This is a genomic window from Dissulfuribacter thermophilus, assembly GCF_001687335.1.
In the GTDB taxonomy this organism is placed as follows: Bacteria; Desulfobacterota; Dissulfuribacteria; order Dissulfuribacterales; family Dissulfuribacteraceae; genus Dissulfuribacter; species Dissulfuribacter thermophilus.
Window position 1 is genome coordinate 150,331 of the sequence record NZ_MAGO01000001.1, and the last position, 25,715, is coordinate 176,045.

Below are 25,715 nucleotides of genomic sequence, written 5' to 3' on the forward strand. Positions count from 1 at the left end.
TTATTTGCTCCTAGTTTAGGTGGTCATTTATTTCTTTTCTTGTATAGATGAGAAAAACATTTTCTTCTGGTATGAGTTTAACCTCGAATCCTTTATCTAGGTGTTTCTTGAGAGACCGTTGAGCACTCTTTGATGATCTGTATCTATGTCCATCCCAATAATATAAGACTCCATCAAAGCACCTGGTCATTGGTGGATATCTTCTTTCATCTTTCAAGTTATTGGCAGTAGGGGGCTGGAATGTTGTTATCGTATGAGTATTAGGGCCTAGGTCCTTAATTTTTTCAACGAACTCTGTCACTATATTGACAAATCTCTCTGCTTGCCCGGATGAACACCAATCAAGGAGATATCTCTCTGGAGAGATTCCATATTCTTCCAGTATTAACTCGATGGTCTCTTTTCTTTCTAGGGCCACTAAATTTCCCTTGTGGTAATGACATTCCCCTGGATGACATCCAAGGACTATGACCCCGTCTATACCCCTAGACAGAGCATACACTATTATATTTGGGTTTACTGTACCGGTACACATCACTCTAATAAAACGCACATTTGCTGGGTATTCTATCTTGTGGGCCCCTGCCAAATCAGCGCTGGCGTAGGCACACCAATGGCATAAAAAACCCAGGATATAGGGTTCAAAATCGCCATTGTTGCGTTCTTTTATTATAGCGTCTATTTGTGAGAGAATTGTTGAGGGCTCAAACCCCGATACCTCTATTCCTTCTTTTGGACAGGTTGCCACACAGATACCACAACCTGTGCAATTGGCTTCCTCTATTTCAATAGTTCTTTTGACTTCTTTCTTGAATATATATTCAATGATCTTGATAGCCCTGAATGGACATGGGTCAACACATAGGCCACAGCCATCACATTTGTCCTTAATGACTCGGGCAATAGGTGTGTCAAGTAGGAGAGTATCCTTTGATAGGATTGAGGCTGTTGCACGTGAAACAACTGCTGAACATTGGCTAAATGTCTCATCGAGTTCCTTTGGAAACTGTGCCAACCCTGTAATAAATATCCCTTTTTGAATGGTCTCTACAGGCCTTAGTTTCAAGTGGGCCTCTTTAAAAAATCCCTCTTCATCCAGAGGTATTCCAAGGATATCGGAAAGTTCCTTATTGTCTCTTAAGTCAGGAACTATGGCAGATGCGAGTATAACCAGATCAGGATAGAGTTTGAGAATTTGATTGGTATATGGATCCTGATAGGAGAGTTTCAGCTTAGTAGAGACCTGACCTGTTTCATCCATAGCCAAAATCTTTTTAACTATAGGCTTGTGGTCAGTAGAAAATGGGATCATATGGACCCCTTTTTTCTTTGCCTCCAAGAAAAATTTTTCTCGAAGTCCATAGGTCCTCATCTGCCTGTAAAAAATGAAAATATCAAGGGCAGGGTTTATTTCTTTTAATAAAAGGGCCGTCATGATGGTGTGAGTACAACAGACTCTGCTACAATAAGGCCTGTTTTCCTCTCTGGATCCCACACATTGAATAAAAGCGATCTCTTTAGCCTTTGAAATTATTTTTGTGGCATCTTCTTTGGAATTGAGTATCCTATCCAGTTCAAGATGTGTCAAAATTCGTTTGGAGTCTCCATAGAGATATTCGTCTGGTCTAAATTCTTTTGCTCCTGTTGCTACAACTGTAACGCCGTGGTTTATGACGATAGTGCCCTTTTCTTTTGTCTCTATTTTTGAGGTGAAAGATCCTGCTCTCCCTGTATGAGTCAGTAATTTTGCCTCGGTCAAGACTGTGATTTTGGGATGGTTCTGCACGCGTTCTGTTAAGTCTTTAAGCAATTGTTTAAAAAATGTTCCCCGCCATGTTTTGTGCACAAAGCGGGCATTTCCCCCCAATTCCTTTTCTTTTTCTAAAAGGGTTACAGGAAAGCCCAGGCGTGCGAAGTCAATTGCACACTTCATCCCACTGATCCCACCCCCGATAATCAAAACCTCCTTTATAACTGGATATTGTTTTGGGGCTATAGGCTTTAGTTTTCGTACACGCTCGATTTCGATTCGAATTTGATCCTTGGCCTTTTCCTCTGCAAGGATTGGTTGGGATTTATGTACCCAGGCATTATGATTTCGGATATTTGCCATGGAAATTGCCCACGGCCCAAGTCCTAATGGCTTTATTGCCTCTTGAAAGGTGGCTTCGTGAGTGTGGGGGCTACAAGCGGCAACAACAATTCGGTTGAGTCCTTTATTTTTTATTTGTTCTTTGATGATCGAAAGTGCGTCTTTGCTGCATGCAAACTCTACAATTTCACAGTGCTCAACTCCATCCAAGAGTAGACTTGCCTGCTTTAAAGATTCTACTGGCAAATGATCGCTGATGTTTCCCCCACATTTACAAATAAAAACTCCAATTTTAGCAGGAGATTTCTGGGAACAATTTAAAGTGGACGGATGTTCATATTTTGAATTGTCACTTTTATGTGACATGTTTATTATTACGGCCCCAGCAGCTGCGCTACCTTCTATAACCGAGTGAGGTATTGATTTGGGAGAAGTAGAAGAGCCGCATGCATAGATACCCCCTATTGGGGTTTTGAAGGTCTCCTCGCCTTTTGTGGCAATAAATCCAAAATCATCATATAGTTTTTGGGGTTGTTCGAGAAACTGTTTTAAGGTCTGAGATGGTGATCTTCCAGTTGCTAAGACTACGAGATCATAAGTCCTGGACTCTACTGTGCCGCCAATTCGTCTGGCCCTTAGTTCTATTTTGTCTCCTGGAGCCCAATCTAGACTACATATCCTGCTTCTAATGAAGTTGACCCCTAGGGCCTTTGCCTTTTGATAATATATCTCACTACCCTTTTGATGGGCACGGAGGTCAAGAAAATAAATATCTGTAACAATTTTATGACAAACCTCTTTTGTGTTTAAGGCCTCTTTGACAGAAGACATGCAGCATGTATCTGAACAAAAAGGTCGAGTTAAAGGTGCGATCATCCTTGAACCAACACATTGAATCCAGGCAACTGATTGGGGTTCTTTTCTGTCTGAAGGACGTAGCACCTTTCCTCCAGTTGGGCCAGTGGCCTTAAGCATCAATTCCATTTCGAGGTTAGTGATTACGTTTGGAAGGGTTTTGTATCCTAGAGCCTTGAGTGGTGTAGGGTCAAAAAGACCTGCGCCAGTTGCTATAACTAAAGCCTGGGCCTTTATCCTGGTTCCGACCTTGGTTTCTTCGAGGTTTATGGCTTTTGTGGGGCAAATAGCTTCACATTTTTTGCAAGATCCATAAAGGAAGTAAAGACAGGCCTTGGGATTTAAGACAAAACTGTTTGGTATGGCCTGGGGAAATGGTATTGAGATGGCCTTTTTCCTAAGTGTATGTGTAGCGCCTTGTGGTGTCACAAAAACAGGACATACATCTTCACAACGTCCGCATGATATACATTTTTTTTCATCCACAAAGCGAGGATTTAAGGTTACAGCTATGGTGAACTCCCCTTCTTCTGCATGAATGCCATTAATTTCTGCCCGAGTCAGGATTTCCACGTTGGGTCTTTGGGATAGATCAACAAGCTTAGGGGCAAGGGTGCACATTGAGCAGTCATTTGTTGGAAAGGTCTTGTCAAGTAGGGCAGATATGCCACCTAAGGCATCACCAGATTCAACAATTATGACATTTAGGCCTGCCTCCGACAGGTCCAGAGCGCATTGAATGCCTGCAATGCCACCTCCTATTATGCAAATCTTACTCATGCTATTTCCTCATGATGAGTAGTATTCATGTAATCTTATTTGATCTATGCACGGATAATACCTAAATTCCTAGTTGAAGAATTTATCATGGATAAAAGGCGAAATGGACTCCGCTTATTCGAATATCTGTAATTTTTCCATATCAACCAATGGAATTAAGGTATTATTTTAATGCATAGATCCTATCAGTATTGGTGTCTTAATTTTATGACATGTCATTTCTTTTTTCTAAATTGATCAAGGTCTATCTCATATTGTTGAATTTTCAAGTAAAGATTTTGGCGTCTAAGGCCTGAGAGGTTTGCGGCCATAGATACATTGCCATTTACCCGCCTCAATAGCCCTTCTAAATATTTCTTTTCAAATTCTCTTTTTGCATTTTTGAGTGGTTTATCAAATAAGGGTAAATGAAACTGCATGGAATCTTCATTTTGGTTATCAATTTCTTGGTTTATTTCAAGGAGTTGTGGAGGTAAAGATGCAGGTGTAATAAGTGAAGATTGTTCTACGATTACTGCCCGTTCAACAACATGAATTAATTCTCTCACATTGCCGGGCCAGTGATATTGCATAAAGATTTTTTTTACTTCCTTTGATAGGCCCGTTAGTTTTTTTTTGTATTTTTGGTTGAAAAAATGCAGAAAATGCTCTGCTATCAACATACAGTCGTCATCTCTGTCCCTTAGTGGAGGCATCTTTATTTCCACAACATTAAGCCTAAAAAAAAGGTCTTGCCTAAATGTGCCAAGAGATACTCCTTTTCTGAGGTCTTTATTGGTGGCTGCAACTATTCTAACGTCAACTTTAGTGGGACGGGTCGAACCAATCTTGCAAAATTCTTCTTCTTGAAGTACGTGGAGAAGGGCTGTCTGGAAGGCCATTGAGCTATCACCTATTTCATCGAGTAAGAGTGTCCCCTTGTGTGCTTCTTCAAAGAAACCTTTTGAACGTGTAGATGCCCCGGTGAATGCGCCTTTTTCATGTCCGAAAAGGGCACTTTCTATAAGGGTATCCGGAATTGCACCGCATTGTACAGTAACAAAGGGTTTGTCCTTTCGTGGACTTAGTTGATGAATAATCCTTGCGGCAAGACCCTTTCCAGTACCTGTTTCTCCGCTAATTAATACTTGGACTCCTAGGGGTGCAACTCTAGATATTAGGCGTAATACCTCTCTGATTTTCGGCGACTTCCCAATTAGTTTAATGTCCATTCCAGTTCAAGGATAACATGAAGAAAATGAGGGTAAAGTGGACCTTGTTAAAAAGCTCAAATATTGTGAAAAAAATCTTGGAATGTATTTTGCATAAAATATTTTGAGTATTCATTGAAGATTCCATAGGAAGGGACATGCATATGAGATTTTTAAAAGGAGGTAAATAACGATGTCTCGAACTTTTTGGGATTTTGATACAAAGGTGAACAGGCGTAGTTTTTTGAAAGGATGCGCCATGGTCTGTGCGGCAATGGGGCTTTCGGATGAGCTAGTTCCCAAAATGGCCGAGGCTGCTTCGAAAAAGAAACGTCCTCCAACGGTGTGGCTTCATTTCCAGGAGTGCACTGGATGTACAGAGAGTCTATTGAGGGCATCACATCCAGATGTGGCACGACTCATCCTCGATCTCATCTCAGTAGATTATCACGAGACCCTCTTAGCTGCAGCAGGAACCCAGGCAGAAGAGCTGTTGACCTCTACGATTGAGGAGAACAAGGGAAAATTTATTTGTATAGTGGAAGGTGGAATTCCCACTAAAGATGGAGGCATATATTGTAAAATTGGAGGAAAAACAGCCCTTGAAATAATAAATGAAGTTGCTCCTAAGTCTGCTGCTGTTATTGCCATTGGTTCCTGTGCAGCATTTGGAGGCATTCAGGCTGCAAATCCAAATCCTACAGGAGCCAAAGGAGTTTCCGACATCATAAATTCTGTCCCTATAATAAATTGCCCGGGTTGTCCTCCCAATCCAATCGCCTTTTTGGGGACCGTACTACACTATCTCACATTTGGGCGACTGCCTGCAACGGATAAGCTCGGACGGCCACTATTTGCATACGGACGCAGAATTCATGATCACTGTGAGAGGCGGCCCCACTTTGATGATGGAAGATTTGTCGAAGAATTTGGTGATTGTGCTCATAAGAATGGATACTGCCTCTATAAAGTCGGATGCAAAGGCCCAGAGACCTTTTCTCACTGCCCCTCTGTGAGATTTAATGATGTTGGAGTCTGGCCAGTATCTGTAGGTCATGGTTGTGTGGGATGCACAGAGCCAAATTTCTGGGACACCATGACTCCATTTTATGAAAGGTTGCCAGGTGTCCCAATTCCAGGGGATAGGGGCTCAATATCAAGTTCTGAATCCTTTGGGAAAAAGGTGCTCGGGATTACAGGTGCTGCAGTGGCGTTGCATGCCTTAGCAGGCGTTGGAAAGAAGATGGTCCAGAAAAAGGACAATAAGGAAGAATAAGCTTTCTGGAAGAGGAGGTCATTATTATGGCAACACGAATAACAGTAGATCCCATTACAAGGATAGAGGGACATTTGAGAATAGATGCTGAGATAGAAAATGGAAAAATACAAAAGGCCTGGTCTTCAGGTTCGATGTGGCGTGGTATTGAAGTGATTTTAAAGGGGAGAGACCCAAGGGATGCCTGGATCTTTACCCAGAGAATCTGTGGCGTCTGCACAACAGTACACGCTATAGCATCGGTTAGGGCAGTGGAAAATGCCCTCAATTTGGAGATACCTATAAATGCCCAGTATATAAGAAATCTTGTCCTTGCAATTCATGCCCTTCACGATCACATAGTACATTTTTATATCCTTTCTGCCCTAGATTGGGTGGACGTGGTATCGGCCTTAAAGGCAGATCCTAAAAAGACTGCTACTCTTGCCCAGAGCTTGTCTGAGTGGCCTGGAAATAGCGTTAAACGATTCAAGGCAGTACAAGAAAAGGTCAAGGCATTGGTGGATAGCGGCCAGCTTGGGCCTTTTGCCAACGGCTATTGGGGCCATCCAGCAATGAAATTACCTCCTGAGGTAAACTTAATGGCTGTTTCCCACTATCTTGAGGCACTTGATTATCAGAGAAAGGCAACTCAGGCACTGGGAATAATTGGAGGAAAAAATCCTCACATACAAAATCTGTGTGTGGGAGGCGTTGCAACTGCAATAAATCCTGATAGCGATTCCGCCCTTAATATGGAGCGTCTTTATTGGATAAAGCAACTTGTGGATGAAGTAAGAGGGTTCATCATGAACGTCTACCTCCCAGATGTCTGTGCAGTTGGTGCCATGTATGCGGACTGGTTGAGCTTCGGTAGTGGTGTGGTCAATTATCTTGCCGTCCCAGACCTGCCTTTAGATACGAAGGGTGAGCAATTTGACTTACCTGGAGGCACTATTTTTGACGGCGATCTGTCAACTGTTAGGGAGATTAAGAGTTTTAATGATCCCTATTTTAGAGACAATATTTCAGAGTGTATAGCACATTCATGGTATGACGGTCACTGGACCAAACATCCGTTTGAAGAAGAGACAGTTCCTGAATACACTGACTTCCAAGATGATGGAAAATATTCCTGGGTAAAGGCCCCTCGCTTCAAGGGTAAACCAATGCAGGTAGGCCCTCTTGCCCAGGTACTTGTAGGCTATGCAACAGGGCATGAATTAACGAAAAAGTACGTAGATCATGCTCTTAAAACTATATCGTCTTTGGCCGGGACTAAGGTTTCGGTCCAAGCCCTTTACTCAACCCCTGGTAGACATGTAGCTCGTGCCGTGCGTGCTGCCATGTTAGCGGATCTCGCTCAAAAACACTGGGAACTCTTGGTCAACAATGTTTCAAGAGGTGATCTAGAGATATTTTCCAAACCTGAGTTTGGAAAAGGAAAACAAATGGGCTTTGGGTTCCATGAAGCCCCTCGCGGCACACTCTCTCATTGGATAGTGATAGAAGATGGAACAATTGCCAACTATCAGTGTGTAGTTCCTTCTACATGGAATGCAGGTCCAAGGGATGACAAAGGACAGCCAGGACCATATGAAGCCTCTCTTGTTGGTAATCCAGTGGCTGATCCCCATAAACCCCTCGAACTACTGCGCACAATCCATTCATTTGACCCATGTCTTGCCTGCGCTATCCACATTATAGACCCGGTTGGCAGAGAGTTATCGAGGGTTAAGGTAAATGTTTAATAATCTCTTGTAGGCTGGAGCCACTAAAGGAGGTAATTATGGAATACAAGATAGAAAAGGTATGGAGTCCTTTATTGAGACTCTATCACTGGACTTTTGCCCTATCTATCGTTGTCCTGGTTGTGACGGGGTTTTACATACATGACCCCTGGACCAATACCAGTTTGGAGGGGGTAGATAGCTTTCCTATGGCCTTTGCGAGGGAACTACATTTTTCTGCAGGATATGCTCTCTTGGCGGCCTTTATTGCAAGGGTCTATCTCCTGTTTTTTGGGAATAAATATGAGAGGATATTATCATTTGCTCCTGTTACAGGCGCCAACATCAAGAACTTTTTTGGCACAATAGGCCATTATCTGTATTTTGGAAAAAAATGTCATAGGACGGGACATAACGTATTTGCAGGGACCTTTTACTTGTTGACCCTGTTTTTTGCTCTGGGACAAGTCCTTTCGGGTCTGTACTTGATGTATCCAGAGACCCTCTCTATTCAAGGTATGGGACTAGCCTTTTTTGGCAGCCAACAAGAGGCCAGATTCATACATAACCTGCTCATGTGGTATTTCCTGTTCTTTGTGATGGCGCATGTCTATATCGTGATTTGGAATGATATCATGACACCAGAAGGCCTAATTTCCTCTATATTTAGCGGAAGAAAGTTTGTGGAAAAGAAAGATGGTGTATGAGAGGTTAAACTCAATACATCAGATAGAGGGATTGAATGGGGTACCAAGTGGTACCCCATTAGGAGGAAGAAAAACTATTAAGGTTAGTGTCTTTGTAAGGGGGGTGGTTCAGGGAGTAGGCTTTAGACCTTTTTGTTATCGTCTTGCTGTATCACTGGGATTGGATGGAACTGTTAGAAATACTGGAAAGGGCGTGGTAATAGAGCTCCAGGGAGAAAGAGATGTGGTAGAGGCCTTTTTAAAAGGTCTTAGAGAGGCTCATCCGCCTCTAGCTTCAATAAAGTCCATAGATATTAAATGTGCTGATTTTCCAGATACTAATGGATTTAAGATTGTAGAGAGCGAGGATGAACACGGTAATAAGACCCTTATTCCTCCTGATATATCCATTTGTGATGACTGTTTAAGAGAGCTCCTTGATCCAGAGGACCCAAGATATCTTTATCCGTTTATAAACTGCACTAATTGTGGCCCAAGATACACTATAATCAAGAATCTCCCTTATGATCGTGCAAAGACAACTATGGCCCAATTCGAGATGTGTAGCCATTGTGAAAGCGAATACTTAGACCCATCCTGCAGACGATTTCATGCTGAGCCCACAGCGTGTCCTGAATGCGGACCCAAGGTCCATTTAGAGGATCACAATGGAGTAATTTTTAATGATGAAGATGCGTTAGCCAAGGCCTCTACCCTATTGAGACAGGGGAAGGTTATAGCTATCAAGGGACTTGGTGGATTTCATATAGCGGGAGACGCATTTAATCCAGACACTGTAAAGAGGATAAGGGAGGTAAAGAATCGTCCAGCAAAACCCTTGGCCCTAATGATGAGGGATCTAAAAGTTGTTAAAAGATATTTGAAGGTGACTTCAGAAGAAGAGGCCCTTCTCTTGAGTCCTAAAAGACCAATAGTACTGTTGGAAAAGAAGGCAGATTATTATGGGCTATTTGAGTTAGTGTCTCCGAATATTTCCCATGTTGGGGTGATGCTACCCTACACCCCGCTTCATTATCTTTTGATGTCATATTATGAGGCCCCCTCATGCCTTGTGATGACCAGTGGTAATCCCAAAGGAGACATAATAGCGATTTCAAATGACGAGGCTTTTAACAAATTGAAGGGGATGGTCCAGGCATATTTAGTCCACAACAGACCTATACTCAGGCCGGTGGATGACTCAGTAGTAATGATTGTAGAAAAAAAAGAGAAAGTGATTCGGCGAGCAAGGGGCTATGCCCCAATGCCTTTAAGGATTAGAGAAAATCTCCCACCAATATTAGCCTTTGGGGCAGATTTGAAAAATACTATTTGTATTGGGTGTGGAGATGAACTTTTTCTTTCGCAGCATATTGGAGATCTCGATAACGTAAATATTCAGGACCATCTTGAACATACAGTGCAAGATATTACCACTCTACTTGGTGTCAGGCCCCAAGCAGTGGTGGTAGATATGCATCCAGATTATCACTCTACGCGGCTTGGACGAAAGTATGCCAAGCAACATGGGGTGCCAGTTTATGAAGTACAACATCACCACGCCCATTTTTGGGCAACAGTTGCAGAACACGATCTTAGCGGGAAGGTACTCGGATGCATCCTCGATGGTACAGGTTTTGGTTTAGATGGTACTGTTTGGGGTGGAGAAATCTTTTTTGGAAATATAACATCGAGTTATTCAACTTTACCTACCTTTGTTCGTCTTGCCCATCTTGAACATCTCTTCTTACCTGGAGGGGATAAAGCTTCGAGGGAACCATGGAGAATGGCCATTTCAGCTCTTTATTCTGTTTTTGGAGATGATGTTTTGGATGATTGCGATGTATTGAAAGATTTCGTAGGTGCCTCTGTTGAGAATAAGAGACTTATTTTGAACATGATGAAAAAAGGCGTAAACAGTCCAAAGACCTCGAGCGCAGGAAGATTATTCGATGCAGTTTCAGCCATTCTAGGACTACGATATTTTAATGATTATGAAGGCCAGGCAGCAATGGAATTGGAGGCCCTAGCAAAAGGCGTTGATGATCCTAATGTCTATCCCGTTGCTATTAAAAATCGTATTTCTCACCCATGGGTGATTTCCTCTAAAGAGGCCTTGAAGGAGATTTTAACCGACCTTTCCAATGGAGTCCCAAAGGAGATTATATCTTTTAGGTTTCATGCATGGTTGGCATCTTCAATGTTTATTACGCTTACGAACTTTGCCAGGATCTACGATGTTAACCAGATAGTCCTGTCAGGAGGAGTATTTCAAAATAGACTCCTATTCACGCTACTGTTCAATAAATTAAGAGAGTTTGGCCTACAGGTTTATTCTGGAGAAAATATACCTATAAATGATGGAGGTATTGCATTAGGTCAGGCATTTGGCGGAGGATTGATACATGTGTTTAGCAATTCCAATGGAAGTAATAGAGGTTGAAGGAGAAATTGCAAAGGTAGATTCCCGCGGCATGAAAAAGGAAGTTCGTTTAGATATTGTAGACAGGATACCGAAAGTCGGGGATTTTGTCATAGTCCATGCGGGATTTGCAATTCACACTATGGAAAAAGAAGAAGCAAAAAGGAGCCTAGAGCTATTTTATGAAATGGCAAAATACGTTTGATCCTTTTAGGTCTCGCGAGACTGTTAAGGGACTTCATAAGGTCCTTTTGAGGGAAGTTGAAAGACCTGTACGGATCATGGAGGTCTGTGGGACCCATACTATGAGCATTTTTCAGCATGGGCTCAGAGAGCTTTTCCCTGAAAAGCTTAAAATGATTTCAGGGCCAGGGTGTCCTGTTTGCGTTACTTCTCAAGGGGATATCGACACCATGATAGGCCTTAGCCGTGAGCCCAATTGTCGCCTAGTTTCTTTTGGAGATATGCTGAGAGTTCCAGGATCGAATGGCAGTTTAAGGGATGCTATGGCCCAGGGGGCCAAGGTCCATATAGTTTATAGTCCCATGGATGCTCTGGAGATAGCGAAAAAATTTTCAGATGATGAAGTAGTATTTTTAGGAATAGGTTTCGAGACTACAGCGCCAAGCATTGCCGCAACTATAATCCGTGCAAAAAAAGAGAAAATAAAGAATTTTTCTGTACTTTCTACAATGAAACTTATGCCCCCGGCACTCCATTCTTTGTTTTCCCAAGAGGATGTGGAGGTGGACGGATTACTGTGCCCTGGTCATGTCAGCGCCATAATAGGTGCTAGGGCATATGTACCTATTTCAGAGGAGTTTAAGATTCCTTGTGTTATAGCAGGATTTGAGCCAGCTGACATCTTAGCAGCTTTAATCTTGCTTATAAGACAGATAAAGAACGGAGAAAGCAAAGTTGAAAATGCATATGAGCGAGCAGTTTCCTGGGATGGGAATGAAAGGGCTTTAGAGATTGTAAAAAAGGTATTTTATCCAGTAGATGTGACTTGGAGGGGTATTGGCGTTATTCCTCAAAGCGGACTTAGTATTCGTAAGGAATTTGAAGAGTTCTGTGCCAGAAAGAAATTAGGCCTGAAGATAAAGGAATTACCTGAACCAAAGGGGTGCAGATGTGGAGAAGTGTTAAAGGGAGCTATAACTCCACCAATGTGTCCATTATTTAAAAAGGCCTGTACCCCAGCTACTCCTGTAGGGCCTTGTATGGTCTCAAGTGAAGGGATTTGTCATGCTTATTATAGATACGGATTTGCGGATAACGACTCTGGAGGTTGAAAATAGAAATGGGGGGCGAGATTAAACGGCAGATTACGCTTGATCACGGTAGTGGAGGATTAAAGACTAGGGAACTTATTGAGGGGCTTTTTTTAAAGAGGCTCAACAATCCCTTTTTGTCTAATCTTGAAGACAGTGCCACTTTAGAGCTAAACCAGGGGCGAATTGCATTTACTACAGATTCATATGTGGTAGATCCCATAAGTTTTCCAGGAGGTGATATTGGAAGCCTATCAGTCCACGGGACCATAAATGACCTTGCCATGAAGGGAGCATGGCCTGTGGCCTTGAGTCTTTCCTTTGTACTGGAGGAAGGATTTTTCTTTGATGAGTTAGATCAAATATTGGCTTCCATTGAATTAGCCTCTAAAAAGGCGGGAGTTCCCATCGTTACTGGGGATACCAAGGTAGTTCCCAGGGGTAAAGGCGATAAGATTTTTATAAATACGTCAGGTATTGGGATTATTCCAGACGGCGTGGATGTTGGATACCACAGAATTCAATCAGGAGATGTAATAATTGTATCAGGATCTGTAGGAGATCATGGTGTCACCATCCTAACTCGACGAGAGGGGCTTGGATTTTCTGGTGACCTAAAAAGTGACACCATGGCGCTTCATGGTCTAGTCAAGACATTAATTGAGGAGTTAGGCCCTGACCTACACTGTCTGAGGGACCCTACAAGAGGAGGGGTCGCAACCGTATTGGTAGAACTTGCTGAAAGAACCGGTCTTTCCATGGAAGTAGATGAAGAGAGTATTCCCATTCGTGACGAGGTCAAAGGGGCCACGGAGATCCTAGGGCTTGATCCCCTTTATATCGCAAATGAGGGGAAATTGATTGCGTGGGTGTCAGAAGGTTCTGCAAAAAGGGCTGTAGAGATAATGAGACAGAGAATTGAGGGAAAAGAGGCAAATATCATTGGTAGAGTCTTAGATGGAAAGGATGCTAGAGTGACTTTGAACACTATCGTTGGAGGAAAGAGGGCAATCTATGCCCTTACTGGAAATCCTCTGCCTAGGATATGTTGATATGAAAAGTCCCAAAAAAGGAATACTTGGAATAGGCAATATCCTATTAAAGGATGAGGGCTTTGGAGTCCAGGTGGTTAGGTATCTTGAAGAAAATTTCGAGATTCCAGAAGAAGTAGAGGTCATGGACGGCGGGACCTCTGGTATGGCTCTATCCGATTTTATTAAAGGGCTGAATCGTCTTCTAATAATCGACGTAGTGCGCCTGGAAGATAGCCCTGGGACCTTGAAAGAATTTTCATTGAAGGACTTGATGCTTTTGTCTGATTCCTTTCGCATGAGTCCACATCAGGTAGGCATTTTGGACGTGTTAAGTCTTCTAAGTTTTGAAGGTACCTTGCCTGAAAAGGTGGATTTTCTTTGTGTGGTTCCAAGGGATCTTGGCACTGGGCTTGGACTTTCCAAGGAGTTGGAGCCCCTTGTACCTGAGGTGGCAAAAAGGGCATATGAGTGGTTAATAAATGCATGAGTTAACGCTTGCAGAGGGCCTGGCCCGAGAGCTAAGGGAGATAGCAATAAGACATCGCGCAAGTGCGATTAGGGATGTTTTTGTTAGCATTGGTGCACTTTCTGGAATTGTCCAGGAAAGCTTTGAATTTGGATTTGAGATCATAAAAGAGCAAGAGCCATTATTAAAAGAGGCAAATCTACACGTGGAAGTCGATTATCCCAGTTACCGGTGTAAAGGCTGTGGTTCTATCATAGAGAAATCGAGTGTGGTGCCTTCTCAGTGCCCAAAGTGTAAGGGACTTCAATTTTTTCCAATAGGTGGGGATGACCTCAGGCTTTTGAGGGTCGAATTGGATTTAGAAGAAGAAATGGAGGATATTTAGGCCATGTGTGATACATGTGGATGCGAAAAAAAGAGGACTGTTGATCTTGAAAGGAGTCTTTTTTCTAAGAACAGGGAGATAGGAGAAGCTAATCGTAAATTTGTCGAAAAATATGGCACAAAGTTAATTAACTTAATAAGTGCTCCTGGTTCTGGTAAGACTACTCTTTTAGAGGCTACTATTGAGAGACTGTTACCCTCCTATTCCATTGGGGTCATAGAGGGTGATATTGAAACAGAGCGCGATGCGGAAAGGATAAGAAGAAAGGGAGCAGAGGCAGTACAGATAACCACTGGAGGCGCTTGTCACCTTGATGCAAATCTCGTTCATAAGGCCCTACATAGGCTTTTTGAGAAACGTGATAAGTATGATTTGATATTTATAGAAAATGTCGGCAATCTTGTGTGTCCTGCAAGCTTTTATCTCGGAGAACATATAAGATGCGTACTTGTCTCTGTGCCAGAGGGTTCTGACAAGCCAGCAAAATATCCCACTACTTTTAAAGAAGCAGACATATTTGCAATTACCAAGGTGGATCTCCTGTCTTTTTTTGATTTCTCTATAGAAGAGGCTCGAAAGGAGGCCAAAAGAATAAATCCCCAGGTCTCCGTGATAGAGATATCGGCAAAGACTGGTGATGGCATCGAGGAGTGGATTAAGGCTTTGGGGTTTTAAAAATACAGTAATTGACTCTATTCCCTCTAAGAGAACTCTCTCTTCTTATCTAAGTTTCATTTATTTAACATATCAGTATATATGGGTATCTTACCCAAACTTTCATGACGAACGAATTCGTCAGCCCCGTATAGAAGTTTTGAGTTTTGAGTGTTGAGTTTTGAGTTGAAGGAAGAAAGACCTTTATAGAAGTTTTGAGTGTTGAGTTTAGAGTTGAAGAAAGAGAAGTTTGGACCTTAAACTTTTTATAACGTCTTCGCCCTTCAGCCTCTGGCTTTTGTCCATGCAGGGCTTGCTTCTACCTTCTGCCTTCTACCTGTTATTGCATTATGTACCAGACGAATTATCCCAATGGGTATTTTCACTGTAAACTTTAATGACGAAGAAAAATCGATCCTCCCGTGGATGAAAATGTAACATTTGTTTGAGAGGGGACTTGCCTCAACGAATAACAAAACCCGTTTTGGCCCCTACCCTTTCTCCCCAAGAGGGCTACGTCTGCCATTCTTTTGACTTTATTCATTAAGCTGTGTTTGAGAACCGTCGTAAGAGGTCAACTATTTCTCCGAGAAAGAACGTTGATATCACTGTGTAGGAAAAAATATTAGATGTCAGATATATGACAGACTAAATGATAGTACCAGAATAAGATCTACACCAATTGATAAAGGGAATCAAATAAAGGCAGAATTTCGGTCTTGTTTGTATGGAGCTGTTTATTGAGCAGGGTCAATTGAATCATATAGGCGGAACGAGTGTTCATATGTGCCCATATCTTAGGCTCTGATTCAGTAGCGTGGTTTGGGATGTTGGCCGAAACTGCCTCAAGTTAGGTGAGAAGTTGACTTCCCTTTCTGGGAAAGGATAAGTCTGCTCCCTTTCAATTTTGGGATCATAAAGTGGATACAGGGAAACGACGGCGATCTCCAGTGGGGGCGCCGTCGTGGCATGGCCCTGTGCGAACTCATAAATGCAATCATAGGAAACAGTTTTGGGCAATTGGGAGAATGAGCCCGATTTGTGTGAAGTGCTGCTCACAGGCTTTGGTTCCTCAGAAAACTCAAGGTGGTTTTGAGGAGAGGGTCTTTCTAAGAGAGGAGGGTTTCAGCAAGTAAGGCATCAATGGCTGTTCTTTTTGGGACAGCTATAAATTGAACATTTAGGAGGTTTCTTATGAGATTTGGGAATTTTTCAAAGGTGTTTTTGGTGTGTTTTGTTCTGATCTTGTCGAGCATGGGTTTAGCATTTGCGGAGGGGTTTGAGAGGTTTCACATGCCTGTGAGTAATCCAGTTTACAATGGGGACCCACGCAATGTGACAATGGTGCGACCGATCTATCTCTATCAGAGACTTCCCAACAAGATTGAGCCATCACCAGCAGTAAAGGCACTTTTAAAACAAAAGCTTGGGGTCGATAAGATTCCTTTAGATGGTCATGTTAATGGATTTGCTGTTCAATTTAGCTATGCTTTTAATGAGAGATTTTCTTTTGTCGCTGTCAAGGACGGTTATGCTGATATCAATGCTGACGGTGGCGTCCTGGACTGGGAAGATCACAGTGGCTGGTTAGACCTTGCAGCAGGATTTCAGTATTCCTTTTTGTACGATCCAGAAAATGATTTCATTGTCAGTGGTCGTCTAGTTGCTGAATTGCCAACAGGTTCTGATGATGTATTCCAGGGCAATGGGGATGGCAATATCGCTCCATCAGTCTTGTTTTTGAAAGGAATTGGAAACCTTCAAATTAACGGTGTGCTCGGTTTTGTTATTTCCATGGATAATGATGATGAAAATACACTGTTTTATGATTCTTGGCACATTAGCTACGCAGTGACCAACTGGTTTAGGCCCCTTGTTGAACTGAATCATTTTCACGTGTTGAGCGCAGGAGATAGAGATCTTAAAGATGCCTTGGGACAGAGCACTGTAGATGCACTTCCAGAACTTGATGGATCAACTATTGCATCAGCACTCCATGATACTTCAAACACTAATAAATGGGATGAGCTTGTGGCTGGCGCTACATCTTTTAATGGTTGTGATATCATTAATCTTGGTGGCACGGCCAATGATGAAAATCGCGACCTTGTTACCCTTGCGATTGGGGCCAGATTCAGAGTAACTGATTGGCTGGATTTTGGTGCCGTTTATGAATTTCCGCTTACAGATGAAGAAGAGAGCTTAATGGAAGACAGATTCCTCCTTGATGCAATGATTACCCTCCGGTTTTAAGTGTCAAATTTAAAGGAATTTTTAATTAACAATAGCCCCCGTCGAATAAAATGGGGGCTATTGTTAAATATTCCTAGGATCTTCTTAACGGCCAAAGAAAACAAGATAATTTCATTAAAACCCCCCCTTTCCCATCTTTAAAATGGTGTGTTACTATAAGATGCTGTTTTGGCATCCTAGAATTATTTTTTATCGGGCCTATTTTAGAATTCAACTTCTTGCTCAAAGTGCCTCGAGTGTTTACAGTAAATATTTGAATAATTTTTGTTGGGTAATGGAAGATGTTGAACTGTGCAATTCTTGGTTATGGAACAGTAGGAACTGGTGTATATAAGCTCTTAACAGATAAGGAAAAAGACATTTTTCAGAAGTCAGGTTCAAATATAAGGGTAAAATGGGTCTATGATAGGAGCTTTAGGCGTATAAAAGACTACCCTTTGCCTTCGGAGGTCTGTACTAAAGACCCCGATGTCATCTTTAATGATCCAGATGTCCATTGCGTAATAGAGTTGATTGGTGGAATAGAACCAGCCAGGACTTTCATCTTTAATGCCATCCGAAAAGGGAAACACGTGGTTACTGCTAATAAGGCAGTACTTTCAGCCTCTGGGCCTGAAATTTGGAAAGAAGCCGAGTCCAATGGAGTATTGTTAGGCTATGAGGCAAGTGTTGGCGGAGGCGTGCCCGTTATAAAAACAGTGAAGGAATCGCTTGTTGGAAACAGAATTTCTACGATTGTAGGGATAATGAACGGGACCGCAAACTACATCCTGTCTAGGATGACAAAAGAAAGAAAAGATTATCACGAAATTCTTAAAGATGCTCAGAGGCTTGGCTATGCTGAGGCAGACCCAACATTTGATGTTGAGGGCTATGATACTGCCCATAAGCTGGCAATTTTATCGATGTTGACCTTTGGGCAAAAGTTTACTCAAGACGATATTTATACTGAGGGAATAACTCGTATTGCCCCCTTAGATATAGATTTTGCTAAAGAATTGGGATATCGAGTTAAGTTACTTGCCATAGGAAGGCTTAACGATGATGGTGTAATGTTAAGGGTTCATCCAACTATGATTCCTGATACCCACCTCTTGGCCCAGGTGGATGGTGCCTTTAATGCATTTTATTTTGTTGGCGACGAAATAGGAAAGATGCTTCTCTACGGAATGGGGGCAGGACAGGGACCTACAGCAAGCGCAGTTGTTTCAGATTTAGTGGATATAGCGCGTTTAAAAGGACACTGCAGCATGAAACCCTTGCAGACCAAGGTGTTGTCCAAAGCATCTCTAAAAAAAGTCCCTGTGGCTTCCCTGAATTCTAGGTATTATTTTAGATTTTCGGCCGTAGATAGACCAGGAGTACTTGCCAAAATTAGCGGCATTTTAGGAGAGTATGGAATTAGTATACAATCTGTAGTGCAAAAGGGACGAAAGGAGAAAGGTGCTGTTCCTATAGTGATGTTAACTCATGAGGCATGTGAAGAAAACGTATGTCAGGCGTTGAAAAAGATAGATTCTCTAGATGTTACAATGGAAAAAACTGTACTCATTAGGATAGAGGACCTTTCTGCTCTTGAATAGATAGAGCGTAATTTACACAATTTTTTGAAAAAGGAGTGAAAAACGTGAGTGAGCAACAGCAACCGCCAGTTGAGCGTTACTGTATACTAATAGGGGACGGCATGGGAGATTTCCCAATGGAAGAGCTTGGGGGAAAAACTGCCCTTGAAGCTGCAAGGACCCCTGCTATGGACAGAATGAGCCGCCTTGGTGAAATTGGCACTGTCCAGACTATCCCAGAAGGTTTTTCTCCTGGAAGCGATGTAGCCAATATGAGCTTGCTTGGATATGATCCAAGGCAGTTCTATACGGGACGTGGTCCACTGGAGGCAGCAGCAATGGGGATTTCAATGAATCCCGAGGATGTTGCCTTTAGATGTAATTTGGTTACCCTTGGTTTTAAAGAAGGGCGCGTTTTTATGGTGGATTATAGCGCCGGACATATTTCAGATGAAGAGGCTCATCAGCTCATTGAAGATTTTGCACCGACCATTGCAGGCCGTTCTTTCCATTTGTATCCAGGGGTGAGTTACAGGAATCTTCTGATGTGGCATGGTGGTCCTGAAGGGCTTGCTACCGTCCCTCCCCACGACTTTACTGGAATGGATGTGACTGATGCCTGGCATGTCTATGAAGAAGAACCCCTACTCTATGAGATGCTTACCAAGGCGATTCAATTTTTTCACAAACACCCTGTTAACGAAAAGAGGCGTCAAGAGGGAAAACGTCCTGCAAATGCACTTTGGCCATGGGGCCAGGGTAGAAAGCCCCTAATGCCCAAAATTAGTGAACGTTTTGGCCTAAATGGCGCAGTTATTGCTGCTGTAGACCTGATTAGGGGACTGGGAGTATGGGCAGGATTGGATGTTCTAAAAGTTGAAGGGGCAACTGGTTACCTTGACACAGATTACGGTGCCAAGGCAAACGCCGCTATTGAGGCGCTTAAGGATAATCAACTTGTAGTGTTACATCTTGAGGCCCCAGATGAGGCCTCACATATGGGGAATGTTAAAGAAAAGATAAAGGCTATTGAAAGATTCGATAAAGAAATAGTGGCCGTTGTTTGGGACGCCTTAAAAGATATGGGGTGTACCTACAGATTAATGGTGGTAACAGACCACTTTACCCCAATTAGACTCAGGACCCATGGGCCATTTCCTGTGCCCTATTGCATTTACGACAGTACTGATATTCAGGATAATCCAAATGCTTCTTTTTCCGAAAAAGTAGCAGAAAATATTAAAGACGAGCCTCTTGAAGGCCACGAATTATTTGAGCGGTTTATAGGGATAGAGCCTGTTTATGTAGAACTTGATCCAAAGAAGAAATAAAGATGGTTCACACAAAATTGTATAGAGTCATATATGGAGATACTGATAAGGCAGGAGTTGTCTATTATGGTAATTACCTCCGTTTTTTTGAAATTGGAAGAACCGAATTCTTTAGAGATTTAGCAAACTTAAGTTATAAGGATCTAGAAGAAGAAGGAATAATGATGCCTGTTGTTGAGGCATATGTCAGGTATAAATCTCCTGCCTTTTATGACGATCTATTGAGTATTGAAACAGCGATTTCTGGTCTTGATGATTATAGCGTCACCTTCTTTTATCGCATTACTCGTCATGGAGAGGACAAGGTTATTGTTCAAGGAAGTACTAAACTCACTGTAGTAGATAAGGAGAAAGGAAGTATTAGAAAGATGCCTTCAAAACTTCTTAACCTCCTTGATCCACTTGTCATAAGACCAGAACCACAAAAAGCTAATTTAAATTAGGTCTACACTTATGGTATCCTTCATACCAGAGGATATCATACAAAGAATACAGGATCTTGCAGATATCCGTCAAATTGTCTCTGAATACGTCCCTTTAAAAAAACGTGGCAACAACTGGGTTGGACTATGCCCTTTTCACCATGATCGTGATCCTTCTTTCACTGTCAACGAAGACAAACAGATCTTTCATTGCTTTGGTTGCGGGGTCGGAGGCGGTGTCTTTAAGTTTTTGATGCTCATTGAGGGAATGAGTTTTGTAGACGCTGTTAAAGCCTTGGCAGATCGCTATGGAGTCACCATTCCAGAAAAGGCACCTTCAGCTGTTCATTCCGCTAGGAAGATAAAAAGGGAACTTCTTCTAGAGTGTATGAATAAGGCCATGGAATTTTTTCATCAAAATCTCGTGGGGTCTCGACTTGGAGTGGTGGCAAGAGAGTACCTAGAGGATAGAGGCATTAGTGATGCTACTATTAATCATTTTAAATTAGGTTGGGCACCGCATGGATGGGAAAATCTTGTAAAATTTTTAAAAAAAGCATCTTTAGATCTTGACGTAGCCAGAGAAGCTGGTCTTATAATAAGACGAGATGGTGGAGGTGGATACTATGACCGTTTTAGAGCCAGAGTAGTATTCCCAATTCATGATAGGCGCGGGCATATTGTTGCCTTTGGCGGACGAGTTATTGGAGATGGAGATCCCAAGTACATTAACTCTCCTGAAAGTCCCATTTACCAAAAAAAAGAGTGTTTATATGGGTATTTTCTAAATAAGTCCTATATACGAAAAGAAGGTGTTGGTATTGTAGTCGAAGGCTACATGGATCTTGTGGCATTGTTTGAACATGGGATCACAAATGTGGTAGCAACTCTTGGTACTGCTTTGACCGAGCAGCATGCAAGACTAATGAAGGGGCTTACAAAGGACTGGATACTAGTGTTTGATGCTGATGAAGCAGGCTTTAAAGCAGCGAGTAGGGCTCTTCCAATCCTTTATTCACTAGGATTAAGGCCAAAGGTGCTCAGTTTGCCAGAAGGACATGATCCTGATACCTTTATACGCTCTGAAGGCCGTGTGGCATGGAATAGGCTCCTTGACAGTGCTGATCAGGGGATAGATTTTGTGTTGAAAATGGCGTCAGAGACTTACGGAAGTGGTCCAGAAGCCAGGATGGAGGCTACTGAAGAGATTCTCAAAATGATAAATGGGATAGAGGATCCAGTAAGAAAGTCCCTCTTAATCAGTCATGCTAGCCAGAAGCTTGGCATAAAAGAATCCATCTTGATGGATCGTGTATTTTCCTCAAGAACGCCAACTACAAAAAAGAAAACACAGGTGAGAGATATAGGGACCCGTAGTTTAGAATCTGCTCCTGCTCAACTTGTTTCGTTTATCTTAAATAATCCCCATAGAATTGAAGAATTTCTCGACGTAGGGTTCGATTATTGGCTTGAGGACGGCACCTTAAGAGATCTTTGGTTGAGTATGGTGCATGCCCATGAAATTTATGGTGCACTGGAAATTGAACGATTTGTAGAATATATTTCCTCTTGTGAGGAGGTTCGCAAGTTGGCAAAAAAACTAATAGAGGCCTCGCCTCCCTTGGAAGATAGTGATGAAACAATTAGGCGGTTAAAAACTTATTGTCTATCAATGAAGAATCGCGAACTTAGAAGGCGGTTAATTGAACAACTCAGGGACGACGAGGCCAATGCAGAAATGATTTTAAGAAGGATCGAAGAATTACATTAAACCTAAATCCTGCACGGCAAAAGGAGGCAAAAATGATTTATTTACGATTTTATGGAAGGTTAGCTAACATTCGGCTATTCACTAAATTCACTTTTTGGGTGAATCAACATTTTGTGTTTTTTGCCCCCTTTTGCTGCCCTTCGGGATTGGCGATTTTGCCCAATCTACTTTGTCGCTCAGGGCTCGAAGTACCTAAGTACGTCTTCGCCCCTCGCTCCTTGTATCTTGGGCAAACTCGCCAATTGCAGGATTTAGGTTAAAGGATTTTCCCATGAGTGATTTTGAGAAAGGCTTAGGTGACAACCTTCATCCAGTCTTAGATGATGAGATTGAAGAAGAGGGATTGTCTAGTCTCGATTTTTCAAGTCCCTCCATTGATCCAGTTAAGGTCTACCTTAAAGAAATGGAGGCAAGTTCCCCTTTAACCAAGGAACAAGAGCAGGAAGTCTCTCAGAAGATGGAAGAGGGGGAATTAAAGATATTGCTTTCAGGGCTCAAGCTACCTGAGGTAATGCATGTTTTTATCAAGAATGCCATGTGCTTTTTAAAGATTGCAAAAGAATTAGACATCGAGCCGTGTAGTGCCCTTCCTATTGGAACTAAGGATGGGACACTATGTGAAAAGGTATTGTGGCATATAAACAATGTTTACCATGAAAATGTTGAGCTCTTAAAAGAACTTAGCTTTACTGATGATGACAAACAGAAGACAGAAATAATTGCTCAGATCAAAAGGAATCTTTCTACTCTTAGAGACCTATTTGACGGTATAAGGATGGAAAAAAGCCTCCTTGATACTGTTATAAGAATATTTAGAGAAGAAATTAAAAGACTCAAAAAGCTATCACAGCAAGAACTTCTATTGGAGACAGGCCTTTCAAAAGACGAGTTAGAGGAGACTGAAAAGGACTTTATTGATGGATTGTCCAATGCCACTTCAGCAAAAAGGCATCTAATACAATCGAATTTGAGATTGGTTGTTAGTATTGCAAAAAGATATGCTCACAGGGGACTTCATCTCTCTGACCTTATTCAAGAAGGTAATATAGGGCTCATGAAGGCCGTAGAAAAGTTTGAATATAGGCGCGGTTACAAGTTTAGTACCTATGCTACTTGGTGGATAAGACAGGCAATTACCAGGGCCATTGCTGATCAGTCTAGAATTATTAGGATACCAGTTCATATGATAGAGACTATGAACAAGGTATTGAGGACTATGAGGGAGATACATCATGAGACTGGACAGGAGCCAGATCTGGCTGAGGTCGCTGAGCTTGTGGGATTAACAAAGGAAAAGGTAGAGCAGATATTAAAAATTGCCAAGGATCCAGTAAGTCTTGAAACTCCTATTAATGATGAAGATGATTCATATCTAATAGATTTTATAGAGGATGAGGAGACTCCTACCCCAGATGAATGGGCAATTAGGATGAATCTTATGGAGCAAATGAGGATAGCACTGGCCACCTTGACTCCAAGAGAGGAAAAGGTCATTCGAATGCGCTTTGGAATAGGGGAAAAAGCCAATCATACCTTGGAGGAAGTGGGTAAGAACTTTTCTGTTACCCGAGAGCGCATTCGTCAAATAGAGGCAAAGGCCCTAAAGAAGCTCAGACATCCAATTCGTGGTAAGGACTTAAAAAACTTCATAGAAAAATGATGTATTTGCTCACAGGGCACCGCATCTACTGCGTTGTCGGGCATTCGACGTACAAGGAGTACTCCTTCATGCCCTTCGCCTTGTATCTGAGGCAATACTACATGACACCACATTTTGCTAATTTACCGTGAAAATACCCGTTGGGGTAATGCGCCTAATATAACAGGTAGAAGGCAGAAGGTAGAAGGAAGCCCTGCATGTAAAAAAGCCAGAGCCCCTACCTTCTACCTCTATTCAGCTTCTGCCTTCTACCTTCTACCTATTCTTATTTTCATCCACGAGGGTGACGAACCAGGTCGTCATGAAGGTTTGGGATGATTGTTTGGTCATGCATATAAATCTATTCTGGTCCCACTTTCGGTTTTTTCATCAGATGAAGTTTGCATTTTGTCTGGATTATTTAATTGATTCATCTCTTTCATAATTTTAACCATGGCTTCTATAGCTTTGGCGGCTGCTAGGACTGCAACGCGTCTGTCCTGGGCAGATGGATGGGCTGGAGCCAAAGCAGCATGCTGGACTGCGTACATCTTTTGGAGCGTTTTTCTTGGGTTGGCTTCTTCAGATACGTCAATAGAGACCTCTCCTGCAACTGCATATCTTTTCCCATCTGGTCCCATTTTATATTCAAACGTCGCTCCTCCTCTAACATAAATGCCACCTGCGGCAATGTGGGCCATTTCGTGTTGTTTGACTTCTCGATCTCTTTGCTTGAGCTTGAAGAGTTCTTGAATCTCTTGAGGAGATAGTTTTTCTCTTTGAAAAACTGAGGCTTTTTTTTGAGAGGCAGATTCTGTCTGAATTTTATTTTTTGATTCTACGTTTTTTAGGCCAACTTGTCCACTTTCTTTATTGGCAGCACTTAGGGAAGAGGGATCTGTCTTGTCTTTTTCCCTCATTATCTGTTGGGAAAAATAGAGATTTGGGAAAGAACTAGAATTTAATGCACCAATTTTCATTTGTATCTTCAAGAGAGACTTTAAATTTTCTAGTCCTTTTTTCGTCAATATTTTGTGTCAACTTTAAAAATGATGTTTAAATGTACATTCTTTCTGCCTTCTACCTGTTATATTAGGCGCATTACCCCAACGGGTATTTTCACGGTAAAAATAATGCTATTTTAAAAGGCTACTTAATTTGATACGATGAAGGCCTGGGGGAATCCTGACTTTTCAAGCTTATATTCAAGTCTCTTGGCCTGATTTAATGAAGTGCCTCCAAAAATTTGGACTCCATATAGAAGTCCATGATGAGACCATCGTTTTAAAATTATTACACGGGCGTATTGTCGAGACAGCCTTTTTTTCAGTCTTATTGCATTTTGTTTATTTTTAAAGGCACCGACTTGTATGTAAAAGTTTCCATGTTTTAAGTCAGGGATGTGTTTAAAATGAGGAGGCCTCCCTACCCTACTCTTAGTTCCTTCACCAAGTGCTGTCACTCTAACTTTTGCAACTCCAGGTCCGACCAAGCCGATAGCCTTTGCAGCAGTATAACTCAGGTCTATAATGCGATTTTTTACAAATGGTCCCCGGTCATTTATCCTTACAATAGTTTTCTTGCCATTTTCAAGGTTTTCCACAAGGCAGTACGTTCCTAGAGGAAGAGTCTTGTGGGCAGCAGTGTAGGCATACATATTGTACATTTCGCCACTTGATGTGGGCCTTCCGTGAAAATTTCTTCCATACCAGGATGCATAGCCAACCTTGCTATAGCCTACTGATGTTGGTAGCGGATAGTAAATGCGTCCTCCAACCACGTAGGGCTGTTGGGTTGGAGGGAGTCCTGGATACCTAGGGGGTTTGGGTCCAGCACAGGACCACAGAAGGTTTATGATGCTTACTATGCAAAAAAGCCTTAATATGGTAGAAGTCTTAGAAAAAATTTTCATGG

Annotated in this window: 20 protein-coding genes; 16 read left to right on the plus strand and 4 right to left on the minus strand. The window is 42.1% G+C overall.

All coding sequences use genetic code 11. The features are described from left to right. Positions 1 to 10: 10 nt before the first annotated feature. Both DBT_RS00620 and DBT_RS00625 read right to left on the minus strand, forming a co-directional pair. Complete coding sequence (locus DBT_RS00620) at positions 11 to 3,727, minus strand: FAD-dependent oxidoreductase (RefSeq protein WP_067615417.1); 3,717 nt, start codon at positions 3,725 to 3,727, stop codon at positions 11 to 13. Positions 3,728 to 3,942: 215 nt separating this feature from the next. Continuing rightward, positions 3,943 to 4,938 (minus strand): sigma-54 interaction domain-containing protein, encoded by a 996-nt coding sequence (locus DBT_RS00625; protein ID WP_067615419.1) that lies wholly within the window; start codon positions 4,936 to 4,938, stop codon positions 3,943 to 3,945. Between the two features lie 172 nt (positions 4,939 to 5,110). Between DBT_RS00625 and DBT_RS00630 the strand changes: the two genes are divergently transcribed. The 16 genes from DBT_RS00630 to rpoD all read left to right on the plus strand — a co-directional run bounded on the left by DBT_RS00630 (position 5,111) and on the right by rpoD (position 23,822). Continuing rightward, positions 5,111 to 6,193: a hydrogenase small subunit gene (locus tag DBT_RS00630; RefSeq protein ID WP_067615421.1), complete on the plus strand. Its 1,083-nt coding sequence runs from the start codon at positions 5,111 to 5,113 to the stop codon at positions 6,191 to 6,193. A 26-nt stretch (positions 6,194 to 6,219) separates the two neighbouring features. Then, positions 6,220 to 7,923 (plus strand): nickel-dependent hydrogenase large subunit, encoded by a 1,704-nt coding sequence (locus tag DBT_RS00635; RefSeq protein ID WP_067615423.1) that lies wholly within the window; start codon positions 6,220 to 6,222, stop codon positions 7,921 to 7,923. A gap of 38 nt (positions 7,924 to 7,961) precedes the next feature. After that, positions 7,962 to 8,609, plus strand: coding sequence for a Ni/Fe-hydrogenase, b-type cytochrome subunit (gene cybH / locus DBT_RS00640; RefSeq protein WP_067615425.1), 648 nt, complete (start codon positions 7,962 to 7,964; stop codon positions 8,607 to 8,609). Then, positions 8,599 to 11,031, plus strand: a complete 2,433-nt coding sequence (hypF, locus tag DBT_RS00645; RefSeq protein WP_083186518.1) for a carbamoyltransferase HypF — start codon at positions 8,599 to 8,601, stop codon at positions 11,029 to 11,031. The genes cybH and hypF overlap by 11 nt, the downstream gene beginning before the upstream one ends. Further along, entirely contained in the window at positions 11,012 to 11,215 is a 204-nt protein-coding gene (locus tag DBT_RS00650) for a HypC/HybG/HupF family hydrogenase formation chaperone (protein WP_279614726.1), read from the plus strand. Before hypF ends, DBT_RS00650 begins: the two co-directional genes overlap by 20 nt. Then, positions 11,193 to 12,305, plus strand: coding sequence for a hydrogenase formation protein HypD (hypD, locus tag DBT_RS00655; RefSeq protein WP_067615429.1), 1,113 nt, complete (start codon positions 11,193 to 11,195; stop codon positions 12,303 to 12,305). The genes DBT_RS00650 and hypD overlap by 23 nt, the downstream gene beginning before the upstream one ends. Before the next feature lie 8 nt (positions 12,306 to 12,313). Beyond that, a complete protein-coding gene (gene hypE / locus DBT_RS00660; protein ID WP_067615865.1) occupies positions 12,314 to 13,336 on the plus strand; it encodes a hydrogenase expression/formation protein HypE in 1,023 nt (340 codons plus the stop codon). A gap of 1 nt (position 13,337) precedes the next feature. Next, positions 13,338 to 13,805, plus strand: a complete 468-nt coding sequence (locus DBT_RS00665) for a HyaD/HybD family hydrogenase maturation endopeptidase (protein ID WP_067615863.1) — start codon at positions 13,338 to 13,340, stop codon at positions 13,803 to 13,805. Then, positions 13,798 to 14,169: a hydrogenase maturation nickel metallochaperone HypA/HybF gene (locus DBT_RS00670; protein WP_067615431.1), complete on the plus strand. Its 372-nt coding sequence runs from the start codon at positions 13,798 to 13,800 to the stop codon at positions 14,167 to 14,169. Before DBT_RS00665 ends, DBT_RS00670 begins: the two co-directional genes overlap by 8 nt. A gap of 3 nt (positions 14,170 to 14,172) precedes the next feature. Continuing rightward, complete coding sequence (gene hypB, locus DBT_RS00675) at positions 14,173 to 14,844, plus strand: hydrogenase nickel incorporation protein HypB (RefSeq protein WP_067615433.1); 672 nt, start codon at positions 14,173 to 14,175, stop codon at positions 14,842 to 14,844. 1,173 nt (positions 14,845 to 16,017) lie between these two features. Beyond that, positions 16,018 to 17,076, plus strand: coding sequence for a transporter family protein (locus DBT_RS00685; protein ID WP_141674174.1), 1,059 nt, complete (start codon positions 16,018 to 16,020; stop codon positions 17,074 to 17,076). A 281-nt stretch (positions 17,077 to 17,357) separates the two neighbouring features. After that, positions 17,358 to 18,659: a homoserine dehydrogenase gene (locus DBT_RS00690; protein ID WP_067615439.1), complete on the plus strand. Its 1,302-nt coding sequence runs from the start codon at positions 17,358 to 17,360 to the stop codon at positions 18,657 to 18,659. A 44-nt stretch (positions 18,660 to 18,703) separates the two neighbouring features. Then, on the plus strand, positions 18,704 to 19,969 hold the full coding sequence (locus DBT_RS00695) for a cofactor-independent phosphoglycerate mutase (RefSeq protein ID WP_141674175.1): 1,266 nt from the start codon (positions 18,704 to 18,706) through the stop codon (positions 19,967 to 19,969). Between the two features lie 2 nt (positions 19,970 to 19,971). Beyond that, complete coding sequence (locus DBT_RS00700; RefSeq protein WP_067615443.1) at positions 19,972 to 20,412, plus strand: acyl-CoA thioesterase; 441 nt, start codon at positions 19,972 to 19,974, stop codon at positions 20,410 to 20,412. Positions 20,413 to 20,422: 10 nt separating this feature from the next. After that, positions 20,423 to 22,162 carry a DNA primase gene (gene dnaG, locus DBT_RS00705; protein WP_067615445.1) on the plus strand — a complete coding sequence of 580 codons (1,740 nt, stop codon included), beginning with the start codon at positions 20,423 to 20,425 and terminating at the stop codon, positions 22,160 to 22,162. Between the two features lie 271 nt (positions 22,163 to 22,433). After that, a complete protein-coding gene (gene rpoD / locus DBT_RS00710; protein ID WP_067615447.1) occupies positions 22,434 to 23,822 on the plus strand; it encodes an RNA polymerase sigma factor RpoD in 1,389 nt (462 codons plus the stop codon). A 326-nt stretch (positions 23,823 to 24,148) separates the two neighbouring features. On the opposite strand, the gene DBT_RS00720 is transcribed toward rpoD, so the two are convergent. Both DBT_RS00720 and DBT_RS12595 read right to left on the minus strand, forming a co-directional pair. Beyond that, a complete protein-coding gene (locus DBT_RS00720; RefSeq protein WP_141674176.1) occupies positions 24,149 to 24,793 on the minus strand; it encodes a putative metalloprotease CJM1_0395 family protein in 645 nt (214 codons plus the stop codon). Positions 24,794 to 24,954: 161 nt separating this feature from the next. After that, complete coding sequence (locus tag DBT_RS12595) at positions 24,955 to 25,713, minus strand: septal ring lytic transglycosylase RlpA family protein (RefSeq protein ID WP_067615453.1); 759 nt, start codon at positions 25,711 to 25,713, stop codon at positions 24,955 to 24,957. Positions 25,714 to 25,715: the final 2 nt, after the last annotated feature.